This is a genomic window from Bacteroidetes bacterium SB0662_bin_6 (assembly GCA_009839485.1).
In the GTDB taxonomy this organism is placed as follows: Bacteria; Bacteroidota; Rhodothermia; order Rhodothermales; family VXPQ01; genus VXPQ01.
Genome location: VXPQ01000053.1, coordinates 23,691 through 41,581, shown reverse-complemented (window position 1 = coordinate 41,581; position 17,891 = coordinate 23,691). Strand labels below are relative to the sequence as shown.

General features: G+C 56.8%; 17 protein-coding genes, 1 tRNA gene and 1 pseudogene. 16 read left to right on the top strand and 3 right to left on the bottom strand.

Going from position 1 to position 17,891, the window contains the following annotated elements:
• Positions 1–56: 56 nt before the first annotated feature.
• The 6 genes from F4Y00_10415 to folK all read left to right on the top strand — a co-directional run bounded on the left by F4Y00_10415 (position 57) and on the right by folK (position 3,516).
• Positions 57–704 carry an RNA polymerase sigma factor gene (locus F4Y00_10415; GenBank protein MYE05368.1) on the top strand — a complete coding sequence of 216 codons (648 nt, stop codon included), beginning with the start codon at positions 57–59 and terminating at the stop codon, positions 702–704.
• A 14-nt stretch (positions 705–718) separates the two neighbouring features.
• Positions 719–1,138, top strand: coding sequence for a hypothetical protein (locus F4Y00_10410; protein MYE05367.1), 420 nt, complete (start codon positions 719–721; stop codon positions 1,136–1,138).
• 36 nt (positions 1,139–1,174) lie between these two features.
• A complete protein-coding gene (locus F4Y00_10405) occupies positions 1,175–1,708 on the top strand; it encodes a hypothetical protein (GenBank protein MYE05366.1) in 534 nt (177 codons plus the stop codon).
• A 190-nt stretch (positions 1,709–1,898) separates the two neighbouring features.
• Positions 1,899–1,985: transfer RNA gene (locus tag F4Y00_10400), tRNA-Ser, on the top strand.
• Positions 1,986–2,146: 161 nt separating this feature from the next.
• A complete protein-coding gene (locus tag F4Y00_10395; protein MYE05365.1) occupies positions 2,147–2,929 on the top strand; it encodes a DUF1080 domain-containing protein in 783 nt (260 codons plus the stop codon).
• On the top strand, positions 2,926–3,516 hold the full coding sequence (gene folK, locus F4Y00_10390) for a 2-amino-4-hydroxy-6-hydroxymethyldihydropteridine diphosphokinase (protein MYE05364.1): 591 nt from the start codon (positions 2,926–2,928) through the stop codon (positions 3,514–3,516). Before F4Y00_10395 ends, folK begins: the two co-directional genes overlap by 4 nt.
• A 322-nt stretch (positions 3,517–3,838) precedes the next feature.
• Here the strand turns inward: folK and F4Y00_10385 are convergent, their stop codons facing one another.
• Positions 3,839–4,516 (bottom strand): energy transducer TonB, encoded by a 678-nt coding sequence (locus F4Y00_10385; GenBank protein MYE05363.1) that lies wholly within the window; start codon positions 4,514–4,516, stop codon positions 3,839–3,841.
• Positions 4,517–4,714: 198 nt separating this feature from the next.
• On the opposite strand from F4Y00_10385, the gene carA reads away from it, so the two are divergent.
• The 5 genes and pseudogenes from carA (at position 4,715) to purS (ending at position 10,497) form a co-directional block, all read left to right on the top strand.
• Complete coding sequence (gene carA, locus F4Y00_10380) at positions 4,715–5,857, top strand: glutamine-hydrolyzing carbamoyl-phosphate synthase small subunit (GenBank protein MYE05362.1); 1,143 nt, start codon at positions 4,715–4,717, stop codon at positions 5,855–5,857.
• 45 nt (positions 5,858–5,902) lie between these two features.
• On the top strand, positions 5,903–8,731 hold the full coding sequence (gene carB, locus F4Y00_10375) for a carbamoyl-phosphate synthase large subunit (protein MYE05361.1): 2,829 nt from the start codon (positions 5,903–5,905) through the stop codon (positions 8,729–8,731).
• A gap of 10 nt (positions 8,732–8,741) precedes the next feature.
• Positions 8,742–9,413, top strand: a complete 672-nt coding sequence (locus F4Y00_10370; protein ID MYE05360.1) for a phosphatidylserine decarboxylase family protein — start codon at positions 8,742–8,744, stop codon at positions 9,411–9,413.
• Positions 9,403–10,180, top strand: a pseudogene (gene pssA / locus F4Y00_10365) (CDP-diacylglycerol--serine O-phosphatidyltransferase). The gene F4Y00_10370 and the pseudogene pssA overlap by 11 nt, the downstream one beginning before the upstream one ends.
• 68 nt (positions 10,181–10,248) lie before the next feature.
• Positions 10,249–10,497 (top strand): phosphoribosylformylglycinamidine synthase subunit PurS, encoded by a 249-nt coding sequence (purS, locus tag F4Y00_10360; protein ID MYE05359.1) that lies wholly within the window; start codon positions 10,249–10,251, stop codon positions 10,495–10,497.
• Positions 10,498–10,544: 47 nt separating this feature from the next.
• On the opposite strand, the gene F4Y00_10355 is transcribed toward purS, so the two are convergent.
• Entirely contained in the window at positions 10,545–11,222 is a 678-nt protein-coding gene (locus tag F4Y00_10355; GenBank protein MYE05358.1) for a hypothetical protein, read from the bottom strand.
• 129 nt (positions 11,223–11,351) lie between these two features.
• Here F4Y00_10355 and F4Y00_10350 point away from each other — a divergent pair, with 129 nt between their 5' ends.
• A complete protein-coding gene (locus F4Y00_10350) occupies positions 11,352–12,437 on the top strand; it encodes a cation transporter (GenBank protein ID MYE05357.1) in 1,086 nt (361 codons plus the stop codon).
• Between the two features lie 12 nt (positions 12,438–12,449).
• Here F4Y00_10350 and rnhA read toward each other — a convergent pair whose 3' ends face one another.
• Entirely contained in the window at positions 12,450–12,908 is a 459-nt protein-coding gene (gene rnhA / locus F4Y00_10345; protein MYE05356.1) for a ribonuclease HI, read from the bottom strand.
• Positions 12,909–13,008: 100 nt separating this feature from the next.
• Here rnhA and obgE point away from each other — a divergent pair, with 100 nt between their 5' ends.
• From obgE to F4Y00_10325, 4 genes are all read left to right on the top strand, one after another.
• Positions 13,009–14,028, top strand: coding sequence for a GTPase ObgE (gene obgE, locus F4Y00_10340; GenBank protein ID MYE05355.1), 1,020 nt, complete (start codon positions 13,009–13,011; stop codon positions 14,026–14,028).
• Positions 14,025–15,209: a DNA-protecting protein DprA gene (dprA, locus tag F4Y00_10335; protein MYE05354.1), complete on the top strand. Its 1,185-nt coding sequence runs from the start codon at positions 14,025–14,027 to the stop codon at positions 15,207–15,209. The genes obgE and dprA overlap by 4 nt, the downstream gene beginning before the upstream one ends.
• 89 nt (positions 15,210–15,298) lie before the next feature.
• Positions 15,299–16,408 (top strand): RluA family pseudouridine synthase, encoded by a 1,110-nt coding sequence (locus F4Y00_10330; GenBank protein MYE05353.1) that lies wholly within the window; start codon positions 15,299–15,301, stop codon positions 16,406–16,408.
• 130 nt (positions 16,409–16,538) lie between these two features.
• Complete coding sequence (locus F4Y00_10325; GenBank protein ID MYE05352.1) at positions 16,539–17,879, top strand: histidine--tRNA ligase; 1,341 nt, start codon at positions 16,539–16,541, stop codon at positions 17,877–17,879.
• Positions 17,880–17,891 lie beyond the last annotated feature (12 nt).

Sequence of the window (17,891 nt, the reverse complement as noted above, 5' to 3'; positions counted from 1 at the left end):
ATCGGGTAGATGGAATGAATGCTTGCCCGTAGGGGTCAAACAAGTGCGCACCGTTTATGCGTCTTGTGCGTCGGCTACGTGTGAGCACGGCAATAAGGACTGTTCGGGACGAACCGCACGAATACGTTATGCCGCATGCGGCGGGGCCTACGGACCAGGAATTAGTGGAGCGTGCCCGGGATGGAGACGCGCTCGCATTCGAGCAGATCATACACCGATATGAGGGACAAGTGGCTGCGACGGTGATCGGCATGATGGGAAGATGCCCTGAGGCAGACGATGTGGGGCAGGAGACGTTCATTCGTCTCCATACCTATCTCCACAAGTATCGGGGGGATGCCGCCCTCGGTACGTACATTGTGCGGATCGCGATTAATCAGGCGCTCAAGGCGTTGAAACAGCGTAAGCGGTGGAGAGAACGGTTCGTTCGGCCCGATCAGGAAGCATTGGAATTGCTGGAACCGGTTGTGAAAGAGGGCGATGCGATCGATGCACGGGAGCGTAAGCGCCTTGTGCATGCTGCCCTGGGACAAATAAATCCTGAGCAGCGCGCTGTCGTGGTGCTGCGTATGCTCGAAGGGTATTCGACCCGGGAAACGGCTGCCATGCTGAATGTTCCGGAAGGTACGGTCATGTCCCGCTTGTCGCGGGCGCTGGAGCGGCTCAAGGGCTTGCTTGGCCCGTTGCTTCTGGAAAATCCGTAAACACATAGGGTGCGATGCTCACGGATCACGAGAAATTATTGCGATATATCGAAGGCGATTTGTCCGCTGCGGATCGTCGCGACATGGACGAGCGCCTTGCAGGGGAGACTTCCCTGCGGGAAGCCCTTTATACGCTTCGTACGCTGCAGGGCGCGCTCCGGACGACCCGGGCGGAATCCTTTGGGCCGTATTTCAACGAACGGGTGATGCGGCGCTTGCAAGGCGTTGAGCAGGAACCGGGCGAGTCGCTTTACCACGGGCTGCAATGGGTATTTCTGCGAGCGGCGACGGCGAGTCTCGTTGCGGCGGTTGCGTTCGGAGTATACAATGCAATCACGTACCAGTCGCTGGGCGCTGCTTCGTCTTTTGTAGAAGCAGTGTTCGGACTGCCCTCCGTCTCGCTGCTGGATGCCTTGTCCTATCCGATCATGTAACGAACCATTCCTGATTCCAGGCGCTACTGGAAAGTCATGACTGCTCGTACGAAATCGACCTTATTGCTGCTGAGTACGCTGCTTATCGGCATGTTGCTCGGCGTATTTGTCCATACGCTGATGGTGGAAAACCGTATTGAGCGGCTCACTTCCTTACGTTCCCAGGCAGGGTTTGTGAAGTTTATGGACAAGATGATCGAACCGACGAACGACGCCCAGCGCAACGCCATTCGGGACGTGCTGGAGCAGACGGCTGAGAGGTTGGATGTGCATCATGCGGAAAGCCGGGAGACGGTGGAGGAGATTATGGAATCTTTTCGCGCCTCGCTGGATAGCCTCCTTACGGAAGAGCAGATCGATGCGTTGAATGAACGCATGGAGCGGATGCGGCATTACAGGAAGGACCGTGGGCGCAGGGATTCTTCCTCGATGCATCGTGGTCGCAAGGATTCTTCTTCGATAGGTCATGGCCGCAAAGATTCTTCTTCGATGAATCATGGGCGCAAGGGGGCGTATTCGGAGCGCTCCAAGGGCGGTTCCGATCGGTATGAAAAATCTCCGGAGAATTAGGGCCTGTTAACACTATGCATCGGCGCTCTGCGGGGCCTGTTTTTCTGTCAGGCCAGGCGGGGCGAGCGTAGCGGTGAACCGTATTGCATTTCCAACGCGCCCCTGCCAGGAACAGATGTCCCCATCACTTGTTGATTGCTCCGCCTGAAATCAGGGTTGCCGGATCATCTTCCGGTCTGTATCGGGTAACGGAGGGGTGCCGGAGTGGTCGAACGGGGCGGTCTCGAAAACCGTTGCGCCCTTTGGGGCGCCGGGGGTTCGAATCCCTCCCCCTCCGCAAGGGAATGGTTTCCGGGTTGCACGACATAAGTTTATCGCGCTCCGGTATCTCATGAATTTTTGTCGTATCCTTAGAAGGCTTTGCGCACTTCATCTTTGTGCAAAGGTGCAGTGTGTCTGTGTTTACCCCCACTCTTACTTCATCAACGGTATCTGAACATGAGTCGTTCAAACTTTTTGCTGCCGATGCTCGCAGCTGTTGTTTTTACATTCGGCACAGTTGCAAGCGCCACGGCGCAAGTCGGTGTGGGTGCGGAAGCCCCGGAAGGCGCCGATGTGCTTTTCGACGGGACGCGTGCATCGCTTGACGAAAACTGGGAATATTGGGAAGGACCTTGTTTTGCCTCTTCGATGCCCATCAAATGGAATGTCGTTCCGAATCATTTTGACGGAGGCAGGGGCACGGCCATGTCCAGCAAGGAGCCTTATTCAAGCACCTATGGCCAGGCGGACATCGTGACAAAGAAGAAGCCTCGTGATTTCCGGCTGCATGTTGAGTTTCTGATTCCGCGTAGTCGGGGCAACAGCGGGGTCTATCTTGACAACCGGTATGAGATCCAGGTTGTTGAAGGAGAGGACGGGTTGCATGGCATGGCTTCCGTGATCAACGAGAAGGAAGCTCCGTACGAGTTGTTCAACGGCCTGCAGAAATGGAATGCATACGACATCCAGTTTCGTGGCGCTCGCTTCGACGAGAACGGCGATCGTAGCGAGAAAGCGATGGTCACCATGTATTTCAATGGGGAGAAGGTGCATGAGAATGTGCCCATCAACAAGGTGTGGGGCGGTCCTTGCTCTGCGCTGGATGGGGGTAATGATGGCGGCAACGGCATCACCGATGGACCGGGAGGTGTAAAACTCCAGGCGGAAGGACACGATGTTCGCTACCGGAATATCTGGATGCAGGGGATGAGTTTCGACGAGCCTGACACGAATTTCTGAATCGGTTGGCGCGGAAGGAACATCGGGCGTTTCTTGCTCTTGGCTCGAATCTCGGTGAACGGTTCGATCATATCCGCTTTGCAGTGGAGCGGTTGCACAGTGCGGAAGACGTCCAGGTGGCGGACGTGTCTCCGGTCTACGAATCCGAGGCGCATGTATTGCCCGGCAGTGCGTGGCAGCCGCCCTATCTGAATCTCGTGGTGGCGGTTCGGACCCGCCTGGACGCCCGGACATTGCTTGCGCTTGCGCTTCGGATTGAGCGGGCAAGAGGTCGCCGCCGTACGGAAACGATCAACGGTACCCCCAGCGCGACCGATCCTTTACTCCGTTCATCCGCGTGGGCTTCCCGAACGCTTGATATAGATTTGCTCGTATTCGACAGGCTGTGCTTGTCCGGGAACGGTCTTTCCGTACCTCATCCCAGGCTTGCTGTCCGGCGATTCGTACTGCGGCCCCTGTACGATTTGGCTCCTGATCTGTATGTGCCTGCGCCATTCAATGCCCGTGTCGGGGAGTTGCTTGCGAATTGTCCGGATAAGGGGCAACTTGTCCGTTTGCCGTTCGAGGTTCCAAACGTAATGTCTTGACCATGCTCCTTAAAATCCTCGCCTTTTGTGTACTGGTGTACATGATCTTCAGGATCTTAAGGGCGTTGTTGCGAGCGATTGTGCGCATCGCGGCCCCACAGCAACAGGAGAAAGGAGGATGGTCCGGTCCCCGGCCGGAAGAGACCTCCCGCACGGACGAAGATGTGGAGGACGCCAGGTACGTGGATATGTAAGGATACTCTGTGTAGTGTTAACAGGCCCTAAGTCCGCAAAGCGCTGAGCGAAGTGGTTTTGGTCAGAGTATCCTTAAAGGGGGCGATCCCGCTATTCTCGGGTTATAACCGGGATTTGTCTTGCGCGGTTAACTGTCGACGCCGAACGTAAACGTTAGTGTGGTGCGGCTTGCGATCGCTTTGCCGTCCTTGCGAGCCGGTCGGAACATCCATTGGGCTGCCGCGGAAAGAGCGGCTTCTTCAAGGCCGTGCCCAAGGAGGTCGACCGGTTCTTTGACCAGTCCGTTTTCGTCGAGCAAAAATCGTTCGGTGACTGTGGCCTCCTCGACCTGGCCTCTGACATTCACGAGCACCTGCACCACCAGCTTTGCGCGTACTCGCCTCCGCTTGGCTTCCTGCGTATTCTCGGGATATACAAACCGTACGGTGCGCGGCCCCGCCGTGACGCCGGCGGAAGGCCGAACCTGTTCTCCGGCATCGGTTGCGGGCGCTTCGGATGCGTCGAGAGGGAGTAAACCGTCGGCAAGATCCAGCTCGTCTTCTGCGAGATACTCATCGTCCGGAACCAGAATCGGCACCAGCGGTGCGGGCGGGGCGGGGGCGGATGCGGCGTGTTTCGTGGGCTGGATGTCCTCGATGTGGATGCGTTCTGTTTCGCCTGCACGGTAAACCGCGCGCTCGTCGGGCGAAGTCACCTGCACGGGCCAGAAGCGAACAGCGATGGTGAGCACGACAAGTGTCGTTGCAAGGCACGCCAGAAAACGGGTGCGGTGGTTCGCGATATGGTGCGGGTCGGAACGCGGCATCGATGGGCTGCCGGCACAGAGTTTCTGTTTCAACCCGTCTTGTATGCAAGGGTTCACAGCAGAGGCCGCTGCAGGGCTCTGTACCCCGGATAATGCGCTAATACATCTTTGTCTTCAAAATGCCCGTGAAGGTGTTGAGACCGGACGTAAAGATGCCTAATTTAAAAGGATGCATTTTTGATCGTTCTTAACCTGATTATGAAACAAGCGCCGACGAATGGCTCTCCGTGCAAGTTGGCTTTGGCGGACGGGATTGTCGTGAACGGATACGCCATTGGCCACCAGGGCGAAACGGGTGGCGAGCTCTGCTTCAATACGAGCATGACGGGGTATCAGGAAATCATGACGGATCCGTCCTATCATGGGCAGATCATGATGATGACCTATCCGCACATCGGGAACTACGGAGCCATGGATATCGACATGGAGGCGGACGTGCCGATGGTTGCAGGGTTCGTAGTGCGCCAATTTGCCGAGCAGTATTCCAATCTGCAGGCCGACGAGTCGCTGGATCGTTTTATGAAGCGGCATCAACTGGTGGGCATCAGCGGCGTGGATACGCGCCGTCTCGTTCGTCATATCCGGGCGCAGGGGGTTATGAACGCCGTGGTTTCTTCTGTTGACCTTGATGACGAGCGGTTGATTGAGAAAGCGCGAAACTGGCCTTCCATGGACGGTCTTGAACTGGCTTCGCGGGTCACAGTAGAAGCTGCCGCGGATTGGTGCGGAGGAGATGGTGCGCGTATTGCGGTATTCGACTATGGAGTGAAACGCAATATTCTTCGGTCGTTCGAGGCGCATGGCTGTGCGGTTCGTCTCTTTCCCGCTTCCACATCGCTCAAACAAGTGCTTGCCTGGGAGCCGGACGGCCTCTTTTTTTCGAACGGCCCTGGGGACCCGCGCGCTATGCCCGATGCGATCGCCACGGTCCGCAAAGCGTTCCGCACGGACATCCCTCTCTTCGGGATATGTTTGGGCCATCAACTTATGGCGCTTGCTTCCGGGTGTGAGGTCTACAAGATGTTCGTTGGACACCGGGGCGCCAATCAGCCGGTAAAGAATCTCGACACCGGTCATGTGGAGGTTACGACGCAAAATCACGGGTTTGCTGTACTGGAAGATTCCATTCCTGCGAAGGTCGCCGACATTACGCACCGGAACTTGAACGACCGGACGGTGGAGGGGCTGCGTTTCAGGAAGCATGCGGCATTTTCAGTGCAGTATCACCCCGAGGCGTCCCCCGGACCGCACGACAGTCATTATTTGTTCGATCTGTTTCTGAAGGAAGTGGAAATGCGCCGGTCCGTGTCGGTACGGACCACGGAGAAGGCGACGGCATGAGCAAAGCGCACACAATGGCAAGAAAAATCATTTTGTTGGGAATCTATGCCCAAACGTGAGGACATTCACCGGATTCTGCTGATCGGGAGCGGACCTATCGTGATCGGTCAGGCATGTGAGTTCGACTATTCGGGTACCCAGGCTGCACGGGCGCTCCGCAAGGAGGGATATGAGGTGGTGCTGATCAATTCCAATCCGGCCACCATTATGACCGATAGACTCACTGCGGACAAAATTTACCTGAAGGATCTGATCCCGGCTTCGATCCGGGAAATTGTTGAAGTCGAGAAGCCGGATGCGGTGCTGCCGACCATGGGTGGGCAGACCGCGCTGAATCTTGCCGGTACACTTCAGGATGAGGGGTTCTGGGAAGCACACAACATAGACGTTATCGGCGTGGATATCGACGCCATACGTATCACGGAAGATCGGCAGGCGTTTCGCGATCTGATGGAGCACATAGGGATCGATCAGGCGCGTAGCCGTGTGGCGAAGAGTCTACTGGAGGCGAAGGAGATCGCCCAGGAGATCGGAGAGCTTCCCGTGGTGATCCGGCCGTCGTATACACTGGGCGGGTCCGGAGGCGGGATTGTATGGACGCACGAGGAATTCGATCGCAAGGTGATGCGGGGGCTGGAGATGTCCCCGGTTCACGAGGTGCTGATCGAGGAATGTCTGTTCGGCTGGAAGGAATACGAGCTCGAACTTCTTCGGGACGCCAACGACAACGTCATTATCGTGTGCCCCATCGAGAATGTGGATCCGATGGGCGTGCATACCGGAGATTCCGTAACCGTGGCGCCGGCGCAGACGCTCACCGACAAGCAGTACCAGTGGATGCGGGATGCGGCGATTCGCGCCATGCGTTCCATCGGCACCTTTGCGGGGGGGTGCAATATCCAGTTTGCATTCGATCCGGCCGGCCGGCGCATGATTGTCATAGAGATCAATCCGCGCGTATCGCGCTCGTCGGCGCTCGCTTCGAAAGCAACGGGGTACCCGATCGCGAAGGTGGCGGCCCGGTTGGCTATAGGATATACCCTGGATGAGTTGCCGAACGAAGTGACTGGTACTACAAGCGCCTGTTTCGAGCCGGCCATAGATTATGTGGTGACCAAGATTCCGCGCTTCAATTTTGACAAGTTCGAGGGCGTGGATGAAGAACTCACTACCCAGATGAAGGCAGTGGGTGAAGTGATGGCCATCGGCCGGACGTTTCCTGAGAGCCTGCAAAAAGCCTGGCAGGGTCTGGAGATTGACTACAATGGCCTTGGCGGTGATCGAGAGGATGCTTCTCCTGCGGAGGTGCGCGAGCGTCTGGCCAAACCCCTATGGGACCGGACACTCCAGATTCGGAATGCCTTCAAACTGGGGGCATCCGTAGATGAAATTGCGGATGTTTCGAAGGTCGATCCGTGGTTTCTGTACCAGATTCGGGACATTGTGCGATTGGAGGAGGCGATCGCGGAGCGGACCTTGCAGGAGATAGACGCCGAGTTCATGAAACGGGTGAAGCAGTATGGCTTTTCCGACATTCAGATTGCATACCTGCTGAATGGAGAGGCGAGCGAGATGCAGGTTCGGGAACACAGAAAAGCGCTCGGTGTGATCCCGTCGTTTCAGGTGGTGGATACCTGTGCGGGAGAATTCCCGGCGGAGACGCCCTATTTCTATTCTTCGTACGAACAGGGCACGGAAAGCAAGGTGTCCGACCGCAAGAAAGTGATCATTCTGGGGAGCGGGCCGAACCGTATCGGTCAGGGCATTGAGTTCGATTACTCCTGCGTACATGGCGTAAACGCTACGCGGGACAGCGGATACGAGGCCATTATGATCAACTGTAACCCGGAAACGGTCTCGACGGATTTCGACATTGCGGACAAGTTGTATTTCGAGCCGGTGTATTGGGAGCGGGTTCTGGATATCATCGAGCACGAACAGCCGGAAGGGGTCATCGTGCAGTTGGGTGGACAGACGGCTCTGAAAATTGCGGAGAAGTTACACCGGCACGGCATTCGGATTTTTGGCACGTCATACGAAATGATGGATCTGGCGGAGAGCCGGGGTAAGTTCTCGGAGGTTCTCAAGGAACTGGAAATACCGTTTCCGCCCTATGGCATGGCAGTGACCGTACAGGAGGCTGTCGCCACCGCCGAGCATATCGGCTATCCTATTCTGATTCGTCCGAGTTATGTGCTCGGCGGCCAGGGAATGCGCATCGCAATCAACAAGGAAGAGGTGCAGCACTACACGAAAAAAATCTGGACGCTGTTTCCGGACAATCATGTGCTGCTTGATCTGTTTTTAGAGAACGCTATCGAAATGGATGTGGATGCGGTGCGTGACGGGGAGGAGACGTGGATTGCAGGTATCATGCAGCATATCGAGCCGGCGGGGGTGCATAGTGGAGATTCGACGGCGGTGTTGCCTCCGTTTTCCCTGTCAGAGGAAATTTTACAGACCGTGCGTAGGTACGTGTGCGACATTGCCGAACGACTGGATATTATAGGGGTCATGAATGTGCAGTTTGCAGTCAAGGACGGGATCGTTTATTGTATTGAGGCGAATCCGAGAGCGTCGCGGACCGTGCCGTTTGTCGCCAAGGCGACAGGGGTGCCTGTGTCGGATATCGCCACGAAAGTGATGCTGGGCCAGAAGCTTGCCGATTTTCGGAAGGAGGGGCGGCTCACCTCGAACCTTGAGGGATATGCGATCAAGGAACCCGTGTTTTCGTGGGACAAATTTCCCGAGGTGCCAAAGGAACTGGGCCCTGAGATGAAATCTACGGGCGAAGCGATTGCGTTTGTGGACGCACTGAGCGACGAGCACTTCCAGCGTCCGTACGAAATGCGGAATCTGTATTTGAGTCGATAGGGGGCCTGGAGTGGTTGCACGTGAAGGATACGTTATCATAGGTATCGTGCTCGTGCTTGCCGCGGCGCTTTCCGGCATCGTTCTGCTTGTATCCGCGTGGTGGGGTATACTGTGTCTGGTTGTTGCGGTGTGCATCACCGCTGGGGTGCTGTTCTTTTTTCGCGACCCTGCCCGCACGCCTCCACCCCTTTCCGATCAACTCGTGCTGGCGCCGGCGGACGGCAGGGTGGTGATCGTGGATAATGCGGTTTCCGAGCCCCTGTACCTCGGGAGCGTGGCTCAAAAAGTATCTATTTTCCTTTCCCTGTTCGATGTGCACGTAAACCGCATCCCGGTGGACGGGATGGTTGAGCATGTGAGATACATACCCGGCAAATATCTGGTCGCATGGCGCCCCGAAGCAAGCGAAAAAAATGAGCGTTCGGAAATCGGAATACGGCATCCATCCGGAGCGCGAGTGCTTTTCAGGCAGATTGCCGGTTCCGTGGCGCGCCGCATCGTGTATTATGTGGCAAGCGAAGATCAGGTCGAAGCAGGACAGCGTTTCGGCATCATAAAGTTCGGGTCACGGATGGATGTGTTCCTGCCGCAGGATGTGACGTTGCGGGTATCCGTGGGAGATCGTGTGCGTGCGGGGGAAACGATCCTTGGACAGTTCCCTACTCCGGGGCATGAGCCATGACGAACGACGATTCCGACGAAAGGCGGAGGGTAGGGTCACGTACCGCCGTACCTTCATTTTTCACCCTGATGAACCTTCTCTCAGGGTATCTCGCCGTCGTCCAGACGATCGAGGGACGTTTTGAATATGCCTGTTGGCTTATCGTGTTGGCAGGACTATTCGATGCGCTGGACGGTATGATGGCGCGCCTTACGGACAGCACGAGCCTTTTCGGCGTCGAACTGGACTCACTCTCCGATATTGTGTCGTTCGGCGTGGCCCCATCCGTGCTGATCTATGTATTCGGGTTGCAGGAATATGGGGCGGTTGGTCTGATTGTTTCGTCTCTCCCGACGATATGCGGGGCCGTACGTCTTGCCCGGTTCAATGTGCGGTTCGATGGCGTGAAGCGGGATTATTTCATGGGATTGCCCACCCCCGCGATGGCTGCGGTTATTGTGGCATTCATTCTCAATTTTGACGAGGCGGGTTGGTTTCACCGGTTCAGTCCGGGGGGCTTGTCGGTTTTCATTCCTTTGTCAATCGGTTTGTCGATACTGATGATTTCCACGGTGAAATTCGATACGCTGCCAAGACCGACCCGCGCGTACATTCTCGGCCACCCGCGCAAGACCGCATTGTACGCAACAGGATTCCTGCTTATTATTTTTCTGCAACAGATCGGGTTGCTTGTGGTGCTGACCGGCTATGTGCTGATTAATGTTTTTCGCGCCGTGTACTCGCTGTTCCATGGAATTCCTGCAGAGAAAGACAAAGGAAGCACGTGACAGAGGCGCATGGCGTATCTTGCTGTACATCCAGGTACTGTTTCGTCACCGTATCGTCTCGCGATTTCATGTATAAAGCCAGCGTCCGCGTCACTTTGCGATCTTCCATTCTTGATCCTCAGGGGAAAACGACCCATCACGCACTGGAAAACCTTGGCTTCGAACGGGTAGAACGGGTCCGGATCGGAAAATTCGTGGAGATGTGGATCGACGAACGTACGCAGGAAGATGCCGAGCGTATGGCCAGGGCGGCCTGCGAACAACTCCTTGCAAATCCGGTGATGGAGGATTTTGAGATCTCTGTGGAGGAAGGGTAGGGCGCCGGGACCGCTTCGTTGAAGGCGAGGCGTATACGCAGATATGCTTAATGGTCCTTGTGCTGATGGTCGTGGCGACCCTTGTGGAACACGACATGCAGCAGTGATCCGCCAACGAATGCCTGGTAAAGCTCCACGCCGCTGCCATGTCCGAAGAATTGGGTTCCTGCCGCGTACCCTGCCACGGTAGCGGCAAGGATTACTGCGATTCCGAGTGAAGCCCACCCGAAGCCGTGCCGGGGGCGCAATAGCCACCAGATGGTAAGACCCACCAGCACCCGGTGAAGAATGACAGCGGGTACGATTCCGGTCCCCCGGGGCACCAGCGCGGCTCCCTCCAGAAACGCATGCAGCACCAAACCGGACAGGCCGATCAGCAACGCTACATTGTCCGTCTGTGATGCAAGCGAAGTCGAAAGGCGTTCGATGAGGGTGGGCAGGCCTATGCCCAGGCCAAGCACCGCAAGGAGCAGTACGCCATGCTCGGCCCAGGCGTGCGGAACCGCCTGCCAGATAACCAGCGCCGGGATGGCGATATACATAGAGCCGTCAAAGAGGCGCGTGGCGCCAGACCGATCATGCAGCCACCCGTATAGCAATGCGCCCACAATCGGGGCGGCGAGCGATCCGGCGAGTTGGAACATGGCGACAGCCTCTATCCAATACTGATGAAATATCGTGCCGCTCGCAGGATCGAGGTTTTTCCCCCCTGGCACAGGTGGCATAGACAGTTTACAGGGGCACCATTTGTACGGTCGTTTGCCGTCGGATGTTGCACTCGCCGCAGCCTTGAGAGTATCCTATATTGTTAGCGCAAATTCTTTTGTGCCAGATGCATTCTCTCCGGTGTTGAAATGTTGTTGTCCGCCACATCCGGTCATAACCATAGCTACGATCACAGTCATAGTCACGACCACAGCCATAGTCATAGCCACAGCCATAGTCATAGCCACAGCCATGGCTTGGGCGGACACGGACACGATCTGCGCGGGGCGAGCAAGCGCAGTCTGAAGGGTGCGCTTATACTGATTGTCGGCTATATGTTCGTAGAGGTCGTCGGGGGTGTTTTATCAGGCAGTCTGGCGCTTCTCGCGGACGCCGGACACATGCTGACCGACGCGGCGTCCATAGGTCTGGCATTGGCCGCCCTGCACTTTTCAAGTCGGGCTGCATCGGCGGAGAAAACCTTCGGCTATCGCCGTCTTGAAGTTCTGGCGGCCCTGATCAATGCACTTACACTCTGGCTGATTGCGGGGGGTGTAGTCCTCGAAGCCTGGCATCGTTTCAGGGATGTGCCGGATGTGGAAGGCGGACTTATGTTGATTGTCGGTTCCATCGGCCTTCTCGTCAATATCGCAGCAGCCCGGATTCTCCACAAGTCGGCCGAGCACAGTGTTAATGTCGAAGGCGCTTTCCGGCACGTCATAGCCGACTTGTTGGGGTCTGTCGGTGTGGTCGTATCGGGTGTGCTCGTTTGGGCCTTCGGCTGGACGCTTGCGGATCCCATCCTGAGCGTGATCATCGCTGTGCTTATTTTGTCCAGCACCTGGCGTCTGTTAGGTAAAGTGATTCATTTGCTGCTGCAAGGGACCCCTGAACACATTGATGTCTATCGTCTTTGCAGCGAGATAGAAGATGTGGAAGGCGTTCTCCTGATTCACGATGTCCATGTCTGGAGCCTTGCTCAGGACTATGATGTGTTTACTGCGCACATTCTGATCGACCCCGAGGTTAAAGAGGTAGACCGTACTTCCTTATTGCGCCGTCTGCAGCGCATCGTCTATCATGATTTTGGCATCCACCATGTCACTATTCAACTGGAAGATTCCGCGGAGGAATGTGCCGAGCACCACCATGTCGATCACCTGCACGCGCACAGCAGGCCACACCGGAATCTCACGTTAATACAAAGATTGAAGAAACGTGTGCGGCGACAATGAAGCGGCGCTACGTTATGCTCCGATATCCCGCTGGCGCTTGTATTCTTTCATGGCGGCGACAGCCGCTTCATCGACGAGGTTATTGAGTTCATTGTCGGCGTGTCCCTTTACCTTGATCCAAGTTATGCGATGGCGGGTGCTTTCCTGGAGCAAAGGTTCCCATAAATCCTTGTTTTCTACAGGTTTTTTGCCTGCTGTTTTCCAGCCGTTGCGCTGCCAGGCGTCGAGCCAGTGCCTGTTGAATGCATTTGCAAGATAGGCGCTGTCCGTGTGGAGCTGTACCTGACATGGTTTCTTCAGATGGCGGAGCGCCTCGAGGGCGGCCGTGAGTTCCATCCGGTTGTTTGTCGTATGCAATGCGCCGCCGGTCAGTTGTTTGCGGTGCGATTTGTACATGAGAAGGGCCGCCCAGCCGCCGGGGCCGGGGTTCCCGCTACAGGCGCCGTCCGTATAAATGGTTATGTTTTGCACGATCGGGTGTCTTGAGAAGGCGGTATTGACAGAACCACCGCCGTATTGATCCGGTAGGAAAGCGTCGGCAGGCAAAGTATACGTATACGTACGCACAAGTATGAAATTCGTCGATTACGTAACAATTACCGTACGGAGCGGGCGTGGCGGGGCGGGCGCCGTCGCATTCCGGAGGGAGAAATACGAACCGCAAGGCGGTCCTGCGGGAGGGGACGGCGGGAATGGAGGTTCGGTGATCATCGAGGGGGACAGCAACCTGTACACCCTCCTGGATTTTCGCTACAACCGGCACCATTTCGCAGAAAACGGCGAGACAGGCGCCGGCAACAACCGGACCGGACGTTCCGGTCAGGATATTGTTCTTCGCGTGCCGCTCGGCACCGTGGCCAGACAGCGCGGCACGGGTGAGATCATTGGCGAAGTGTGTGTGCAGGGTGAGCGGCTGATCCTTGCGGAAGGTGGACGGGGCGGCAAAGGCAATGCGTTTTTCAAGTCCCCGACGAATCAGACGCCGCGCCATGCCCAGCCGGGCGAGGCGGGGCATGAACGGGAAATCACGCTCGAACTTAGTTTACTGGCTGATGTCGGCATCGTGGGATTTCCGAATGCGGGCAAGAGCATGCTTGTTTCCGTTTTGTCGGCAGCGAAGCCGAAAGTAGCCGATTATCCCTTCACGACGCTTGAACCTTCGCTGGGTGTTGTGCAGGTCGAGGAGTACCAGTCGTTCGTGATCGCCGATATTCCAGGGATCATCGAGGGAGCCCACGAAGGCAAGGGGCTGGGGATACAGTTTTTGCGTCATATTGCACGCAATGCAGTGCTGCTTTTTCTCATCCCTGTTGATTCGAAGGACCTGGCAGGGGAATACCATGTGTTGCTGAAAGAAGTGGCAGCCTACGATCCCGTATTGCTCGACAAACCACGGGTCGTGGCGTTATCGAAAACCGATTTATTGCCTTCCGAGGAGCGGAGGCTTTTACCGGATATTGCACAGGAGGGCTTTCCGGAAGGCGTTGTCCCGACAGCGATCAGCTCGGTGGCGGGTTTCGGACTGGACACGTTGAAACAGCGGCTTTGGGAGGCCGTTCGGCAAAGCAGGGAGGATCAGCATTCCGAATGACGGGGGAGTCGAGAAGGCGCCGGGCGTCGTCAGCGGACAGTTCTTCTGTGCCTGATATACCGGATGACACAGAACGACGAGCGCTCGTTGCGCTTTCGCTGGTTCCGAGCGTCGGATCGAGACGTATGAGGGCGCTTATGTCAAGCATGGGTTCGGCCGAAGCCGTACTTGGCGCTTCGGCAGCATCACTGGCTTCTGTTCCCGGTATCGGTCGGGACCTTGCCGTGCAGATCGCAACGGCCGATTACGGGAAAGCTGTCGATGAGCAGTTTTCCCGGGCTGAAAAAGCCGGCGCCGGGATCGTCACACTCGGGGATCCGAATTATCCGTTCCTGTTGCGCCAGATACACGACCCGCCGGTGTTTTTGTGGATGCGGGGAAGATTGCCGGTCAGTGACGCTCCGGCACGCGCGCTGGCTGTTGTGGGTACGCGGCGTATGTCACCGTATGGCTTGCGCGTTACGGGAGAGTTGACGGAGGCGCTCGTTCGAGAGGGATTTTTGATTGTCAGTGGTCTGGCGTACGGTGTTGATGCGGCGGCGCACCGGGCGGCCCTGGATGCAGGAGGCCGCACAATTGCTGTGCTTGGGTCAGGCATTGATTGGATCTATCCGGCGCGGCACACTCGGCTTGCCGAAGAGCTGATGGTCGACGGCGCGTTGCTGTCCGAATATGCACCGGGAATGGCGCCGGACGGGATGCATTTCCCGCGCCGGAACCGGATTGTGAGCGGACTCGCTTTGGGTACCCTGGTCGTCGAGGCATACGAGGAGGGCGGTGCGCTTATTACGGCTCGATTAGCGGTTGAGCAGAATCGGGAAGCATTTGCGGTGCCGGGCAGCGTACACAGTCCGTCCAGCGCAGGGGTGAACCGCCTGATCCAGAAAGGGGAAGCCAAACTCGTTCAGAGCGTCGAAGATATCCTTGAAGAACTGGATATGGGGTCCAGGGCGATGCCTGCTCCCATCATGAAGGACATTCCTGCACTTTCTCCGGAAGAAACAACCTTGTGCCAGGCTCTGTCCACTACTACAGGGGCCTTGCATATCAATACGCTGTGTTTGTCCGCCGGCATGGATCCGGCAACGGCCCTCGTGCATTTGCTGGATCTTGAACTGAAAGGGATCGTGAAGCAGTTGGCGGGCAAGCAATTTTTTCTGGTTGCACCGGTAGCGTCGTAAGAAGGATGTACGGATTATTCCGATATTTCCGCCAGCCTGTTTTTTGAGAAATTTTTAAAGCCGTATTCTTAGCCGCCAATGAGCCCGCCATGTCCGAAGAACGGGTCGAACAGATCGTAACGCTCCAGGTGCCTGCCGGATATACGGAATCTCTCCGGCTTGACCGGTACCTCGCCCGGTTTCTGCCGAATGTTTCCCGCACAAAGGTGAGTAAAGGCATCGAAGAGGGACGGGTGACAGTGAACGGGGGGACTGTTGGCAAGCCGTCTCATATTGTACAGGCCGGGGATACGATCGTATGCACGATATTGCGTACTCCACCGATCGAAGCGCAGCCTGAGCCTATTCCCCTGGACATCGTATACGAAGACGATGCGGTCATCGTGGTGGACAAGGCCGCCGGCATGGTTGTACACCCTGCGTACGGGCATCGCACGGGTACGCTGGTGAATGCCTTGCTGCACCATGTCGGCGCTGGGCCGATAGGTGTAAATGCCGGTCTGGAAGGTGACGATTTTCCGAACGACGATCTGCAGGATGTCGGACTTTCCGTCCTGCATGCGCTCCCGGACCGGGACGACGACCCAGCCATTCGTCCGGGTATCGTGCATCGGCTCGACAAGGACACATCCGGCCTGGTCGTTGTAGCGAAAGACGATGCAGCCCATCGGCATCTCGCCCGTCAATTCGCGGAACACACGATTGTGCGGCGGTATCTCGCCTTGCTATGGGGCGTTCCGGATCCGGCCAGCGGGCGTATCGAAGGGGATATCGGGCGCGATCCACGGAATCGGAAGCGAATGACCGTGGCGCCTTCGGGTACAGGAAAACATGCGGTGACGCATTATGAAACGCTGGAGCGTTTGGATCATACCGTACTGGCTGCTTTTCGCCTGGAGACGGGCCGAACCCACCAGATTCGCGTACATGCGCAACACATAGGACATCCCGTGTTCGGGGACGAGACGTACGGGGGGCGGGTGTTGCGGTTCGGTCCGGTTTCGGCAAGCCGCAAGGCGTTTGCTCAGAATCTTTTTGCACGGCTCGATCGGCAGGCGCTTCACGCGGAAACATTGACGTTCATTCACCCCCGGACAGAGCAGAGGGTATCGTTTCGAGCCGATCTTCCGGAAGACATGAGGTATGTGATCGAGCGCTTGCGCCGTCCCGGCGGGGCGGATCCTGCAGCCGGGTCCTGAACACTGGATTCCACAGGGGGAATCTGCACTGCGGCGAACAAGGCGGAATGCGAAACGTTAAGAAACGATCTGTCCGCTTGCTCGCATGACTTGCGTTTTGTAAACACTTCATACTCTCTGCGCATTTTCTGTGGCGAAGACCTGGCGGAACATACGCGGTACGTTCGATATCCTGCCTTGGCCATCCGCGGCGGATGGGGTTGCTGTGCCCGGCAGCGCAGCCTGGCAGTATGTCGAGGACGTCATCCGCAAGACCATGGGCCGCTTTCATTTCGAGGAGATCCGTACACCTGTTCTTGAAGAGGAGGGATTGATTGTCCGGGGCATTGGCGAAGGGTCGGATATTGTCACAAAGGAGATGTTTGTGGTAGAGCGGGGGGATGACCGGTATGTGCTGCGTCCGGAAGTGACGGCGCCGGTGATGCGCGCCTGGCTTCAGCACCGCCTCGACCAGCGTGGCGGGGTACAGAGGTTGTACTACATCGGTCCGTGTTTTCGGGCGGAACGCCCCCAGAAGGGGAGGTATCGGCAATTTCACCAGTTCGGATGCGAAACCATCGGAACAGATGACCCGCGGGCCGATGCGGAGGTCATTGCGCTTATGCTGGCTGTTTACGACGCTTTTGGCATAACGGGAAGCAGACTGCGCATCAATACGTTGGGTCTTCCGGAGGAGCGGAAACAATATGTGGAGGCGCTCCGCGCCTGGTTGACTCCCCACAAGGATGTCCTTTCCGAAAGTGGGCAGCGGCGGCTGGAAAAGAATCCGCTTCGTATCCTCGATACGAAAGACGAGCAGGAACAGGCGTTGCTCCGGGATGCTCCTTTGTTGATTGATTTTACGGGGGAACAAACCAGGAAACGGTATGAAAGCGTGAAAGAATGCCTGGGCGATGCCGGGATCGATTTCATTGAGGATTTTTTGCTGGTGCGCGGGCTGGATTATTACATGCATACAGCGTTCGAACTGGAGAGTCCGGACCTCGGTGCGCAAAGTGCATTGGCAGGCGGTGGTCGATACGATCTGTTGGCTTCTGCATTGGGATCGGATCGCCCTGCGCCGGGAGTAGGCTTTGCTGCCGGGATCGAGCGATTGCTTCTGGCGCTTGATGCGCAAGATGCGAATATTCCGGAAACCCTTCCCCCGGATGTTTTTCTGGTGGCGCTCGGCGACGAGGCGCAGCGATGGGCGTTTCGGGAGGCTCATCGCTTGCGGCGCCAGGGGATATCCGCGAGTTTTGATCTGAAGGGTCGTTCCATGAAAGCGCAAATGCGTGAGGCCCACCGGCAGCGGGCGCTTTTTGCACTGATTGCAGGGCAGACCGAACTGGAGGCCGGAATTATCCAGTTGAAAAACATGGATTCGGGCGAACAGGTGCAGCTTCCGGCCGACGAGGCGCCTGAGCACATATCGAAATGCTTACGGGATTCTCGTGAAAGCGGGGATTCTTATCTACTATCTTCCCGATAAACGCCACGCGAC

Excerpts from the sequence above, each read along its gene's own strand:
- carB (MYE05361.1), top strand. The coding sequence starts at position 5,903 with ATGCCCAAACGTGAGGACATTCACCGGATTCTGCTGATCGGGAGCGGA.
- F4Y00_10395 (MYE05365.1), top strand. The coding sequence starts at position 2,147 with ATGAGTCGTTCAAACTTTTTGCTGCCGATGCTCGCAGCTGTTGTTTTT.
- F4Y00_10355 (MYE05358.1), bottom strand. The coding sequence starts at position 11,222 with ATGCCACCTGTGCCAGGGGGGAAAAACCTCGATCCTGCGAGCGGCACG.
- purS (MYE05359.1), top strand. The coding sequence starts at position 10,249 with ATGTATAAAGCCAGCGTCCGCGTCACTTTGCGATCTTCCATTCTTGAT.
- F4Y00_10410 (MYE05367.1), top strand. The coding sequence starts at position 719 with ATGCTCACGGATCACGAGAAATTATTGCGATATATCGAAGGCGATTTG.
- F4Y00_10350 (MYE05357.1), top strand. The coding sequence starts at position 11,352 with ATGTTGTTGTCCGCCACATCCGGTCATAACCATAGCTACGATCACAGT.
- F4Y00_10330 (MYE05353.1), top strand. The coding sequence starts at position 15,299 with ATGTCCGAAGAACGGGTCGAACAGATCGTAACGCTCCAGGTGCCTGCC.
- F4Y00_10385 (MYE05363.1), bottom strand. The coding sequence starts at position 4,516 with ATGCCGCGTTCCGACCCGCACCATATCGCGAACCACCGCACCCGTTTT.
- carA (MYE05362.1), top strand. The coding sequence starts at position 4,715 with ATGAAACAAGCGCCGACGAATGGCTCTCCGTGCAAGTTGGCTTTGGCG.
- F4Y00_10415 (MYE05368.1), top strand. The coding sequence starts at position 57 with ATGCGTCTTGTGCGTCGGCTACGTGTGAGCACGGCAATAAGGACTGTT.
- obgE (MYE05355.1), top strand. The coding sequence starts at position 13,009 with ATGAAATTCGTCGATTACGTAACAATTACCGTACGGAGCGGGCGTGGC.
- dprA (MYE05354.1), top strand. The coding sequence starts at position 14,025 with ATGACGGGGGAGTCGAGAAGGCGCCGGGCGTCGTCAGCGGACAGTTCT.
- F4Y00_10405 (MYE05366.1), top strand. The coding sequence starts at position 1,175 with ATGACTGCTCGTACGAAATCGACCTTATTGCTGCTGAGTACGCTGCTT.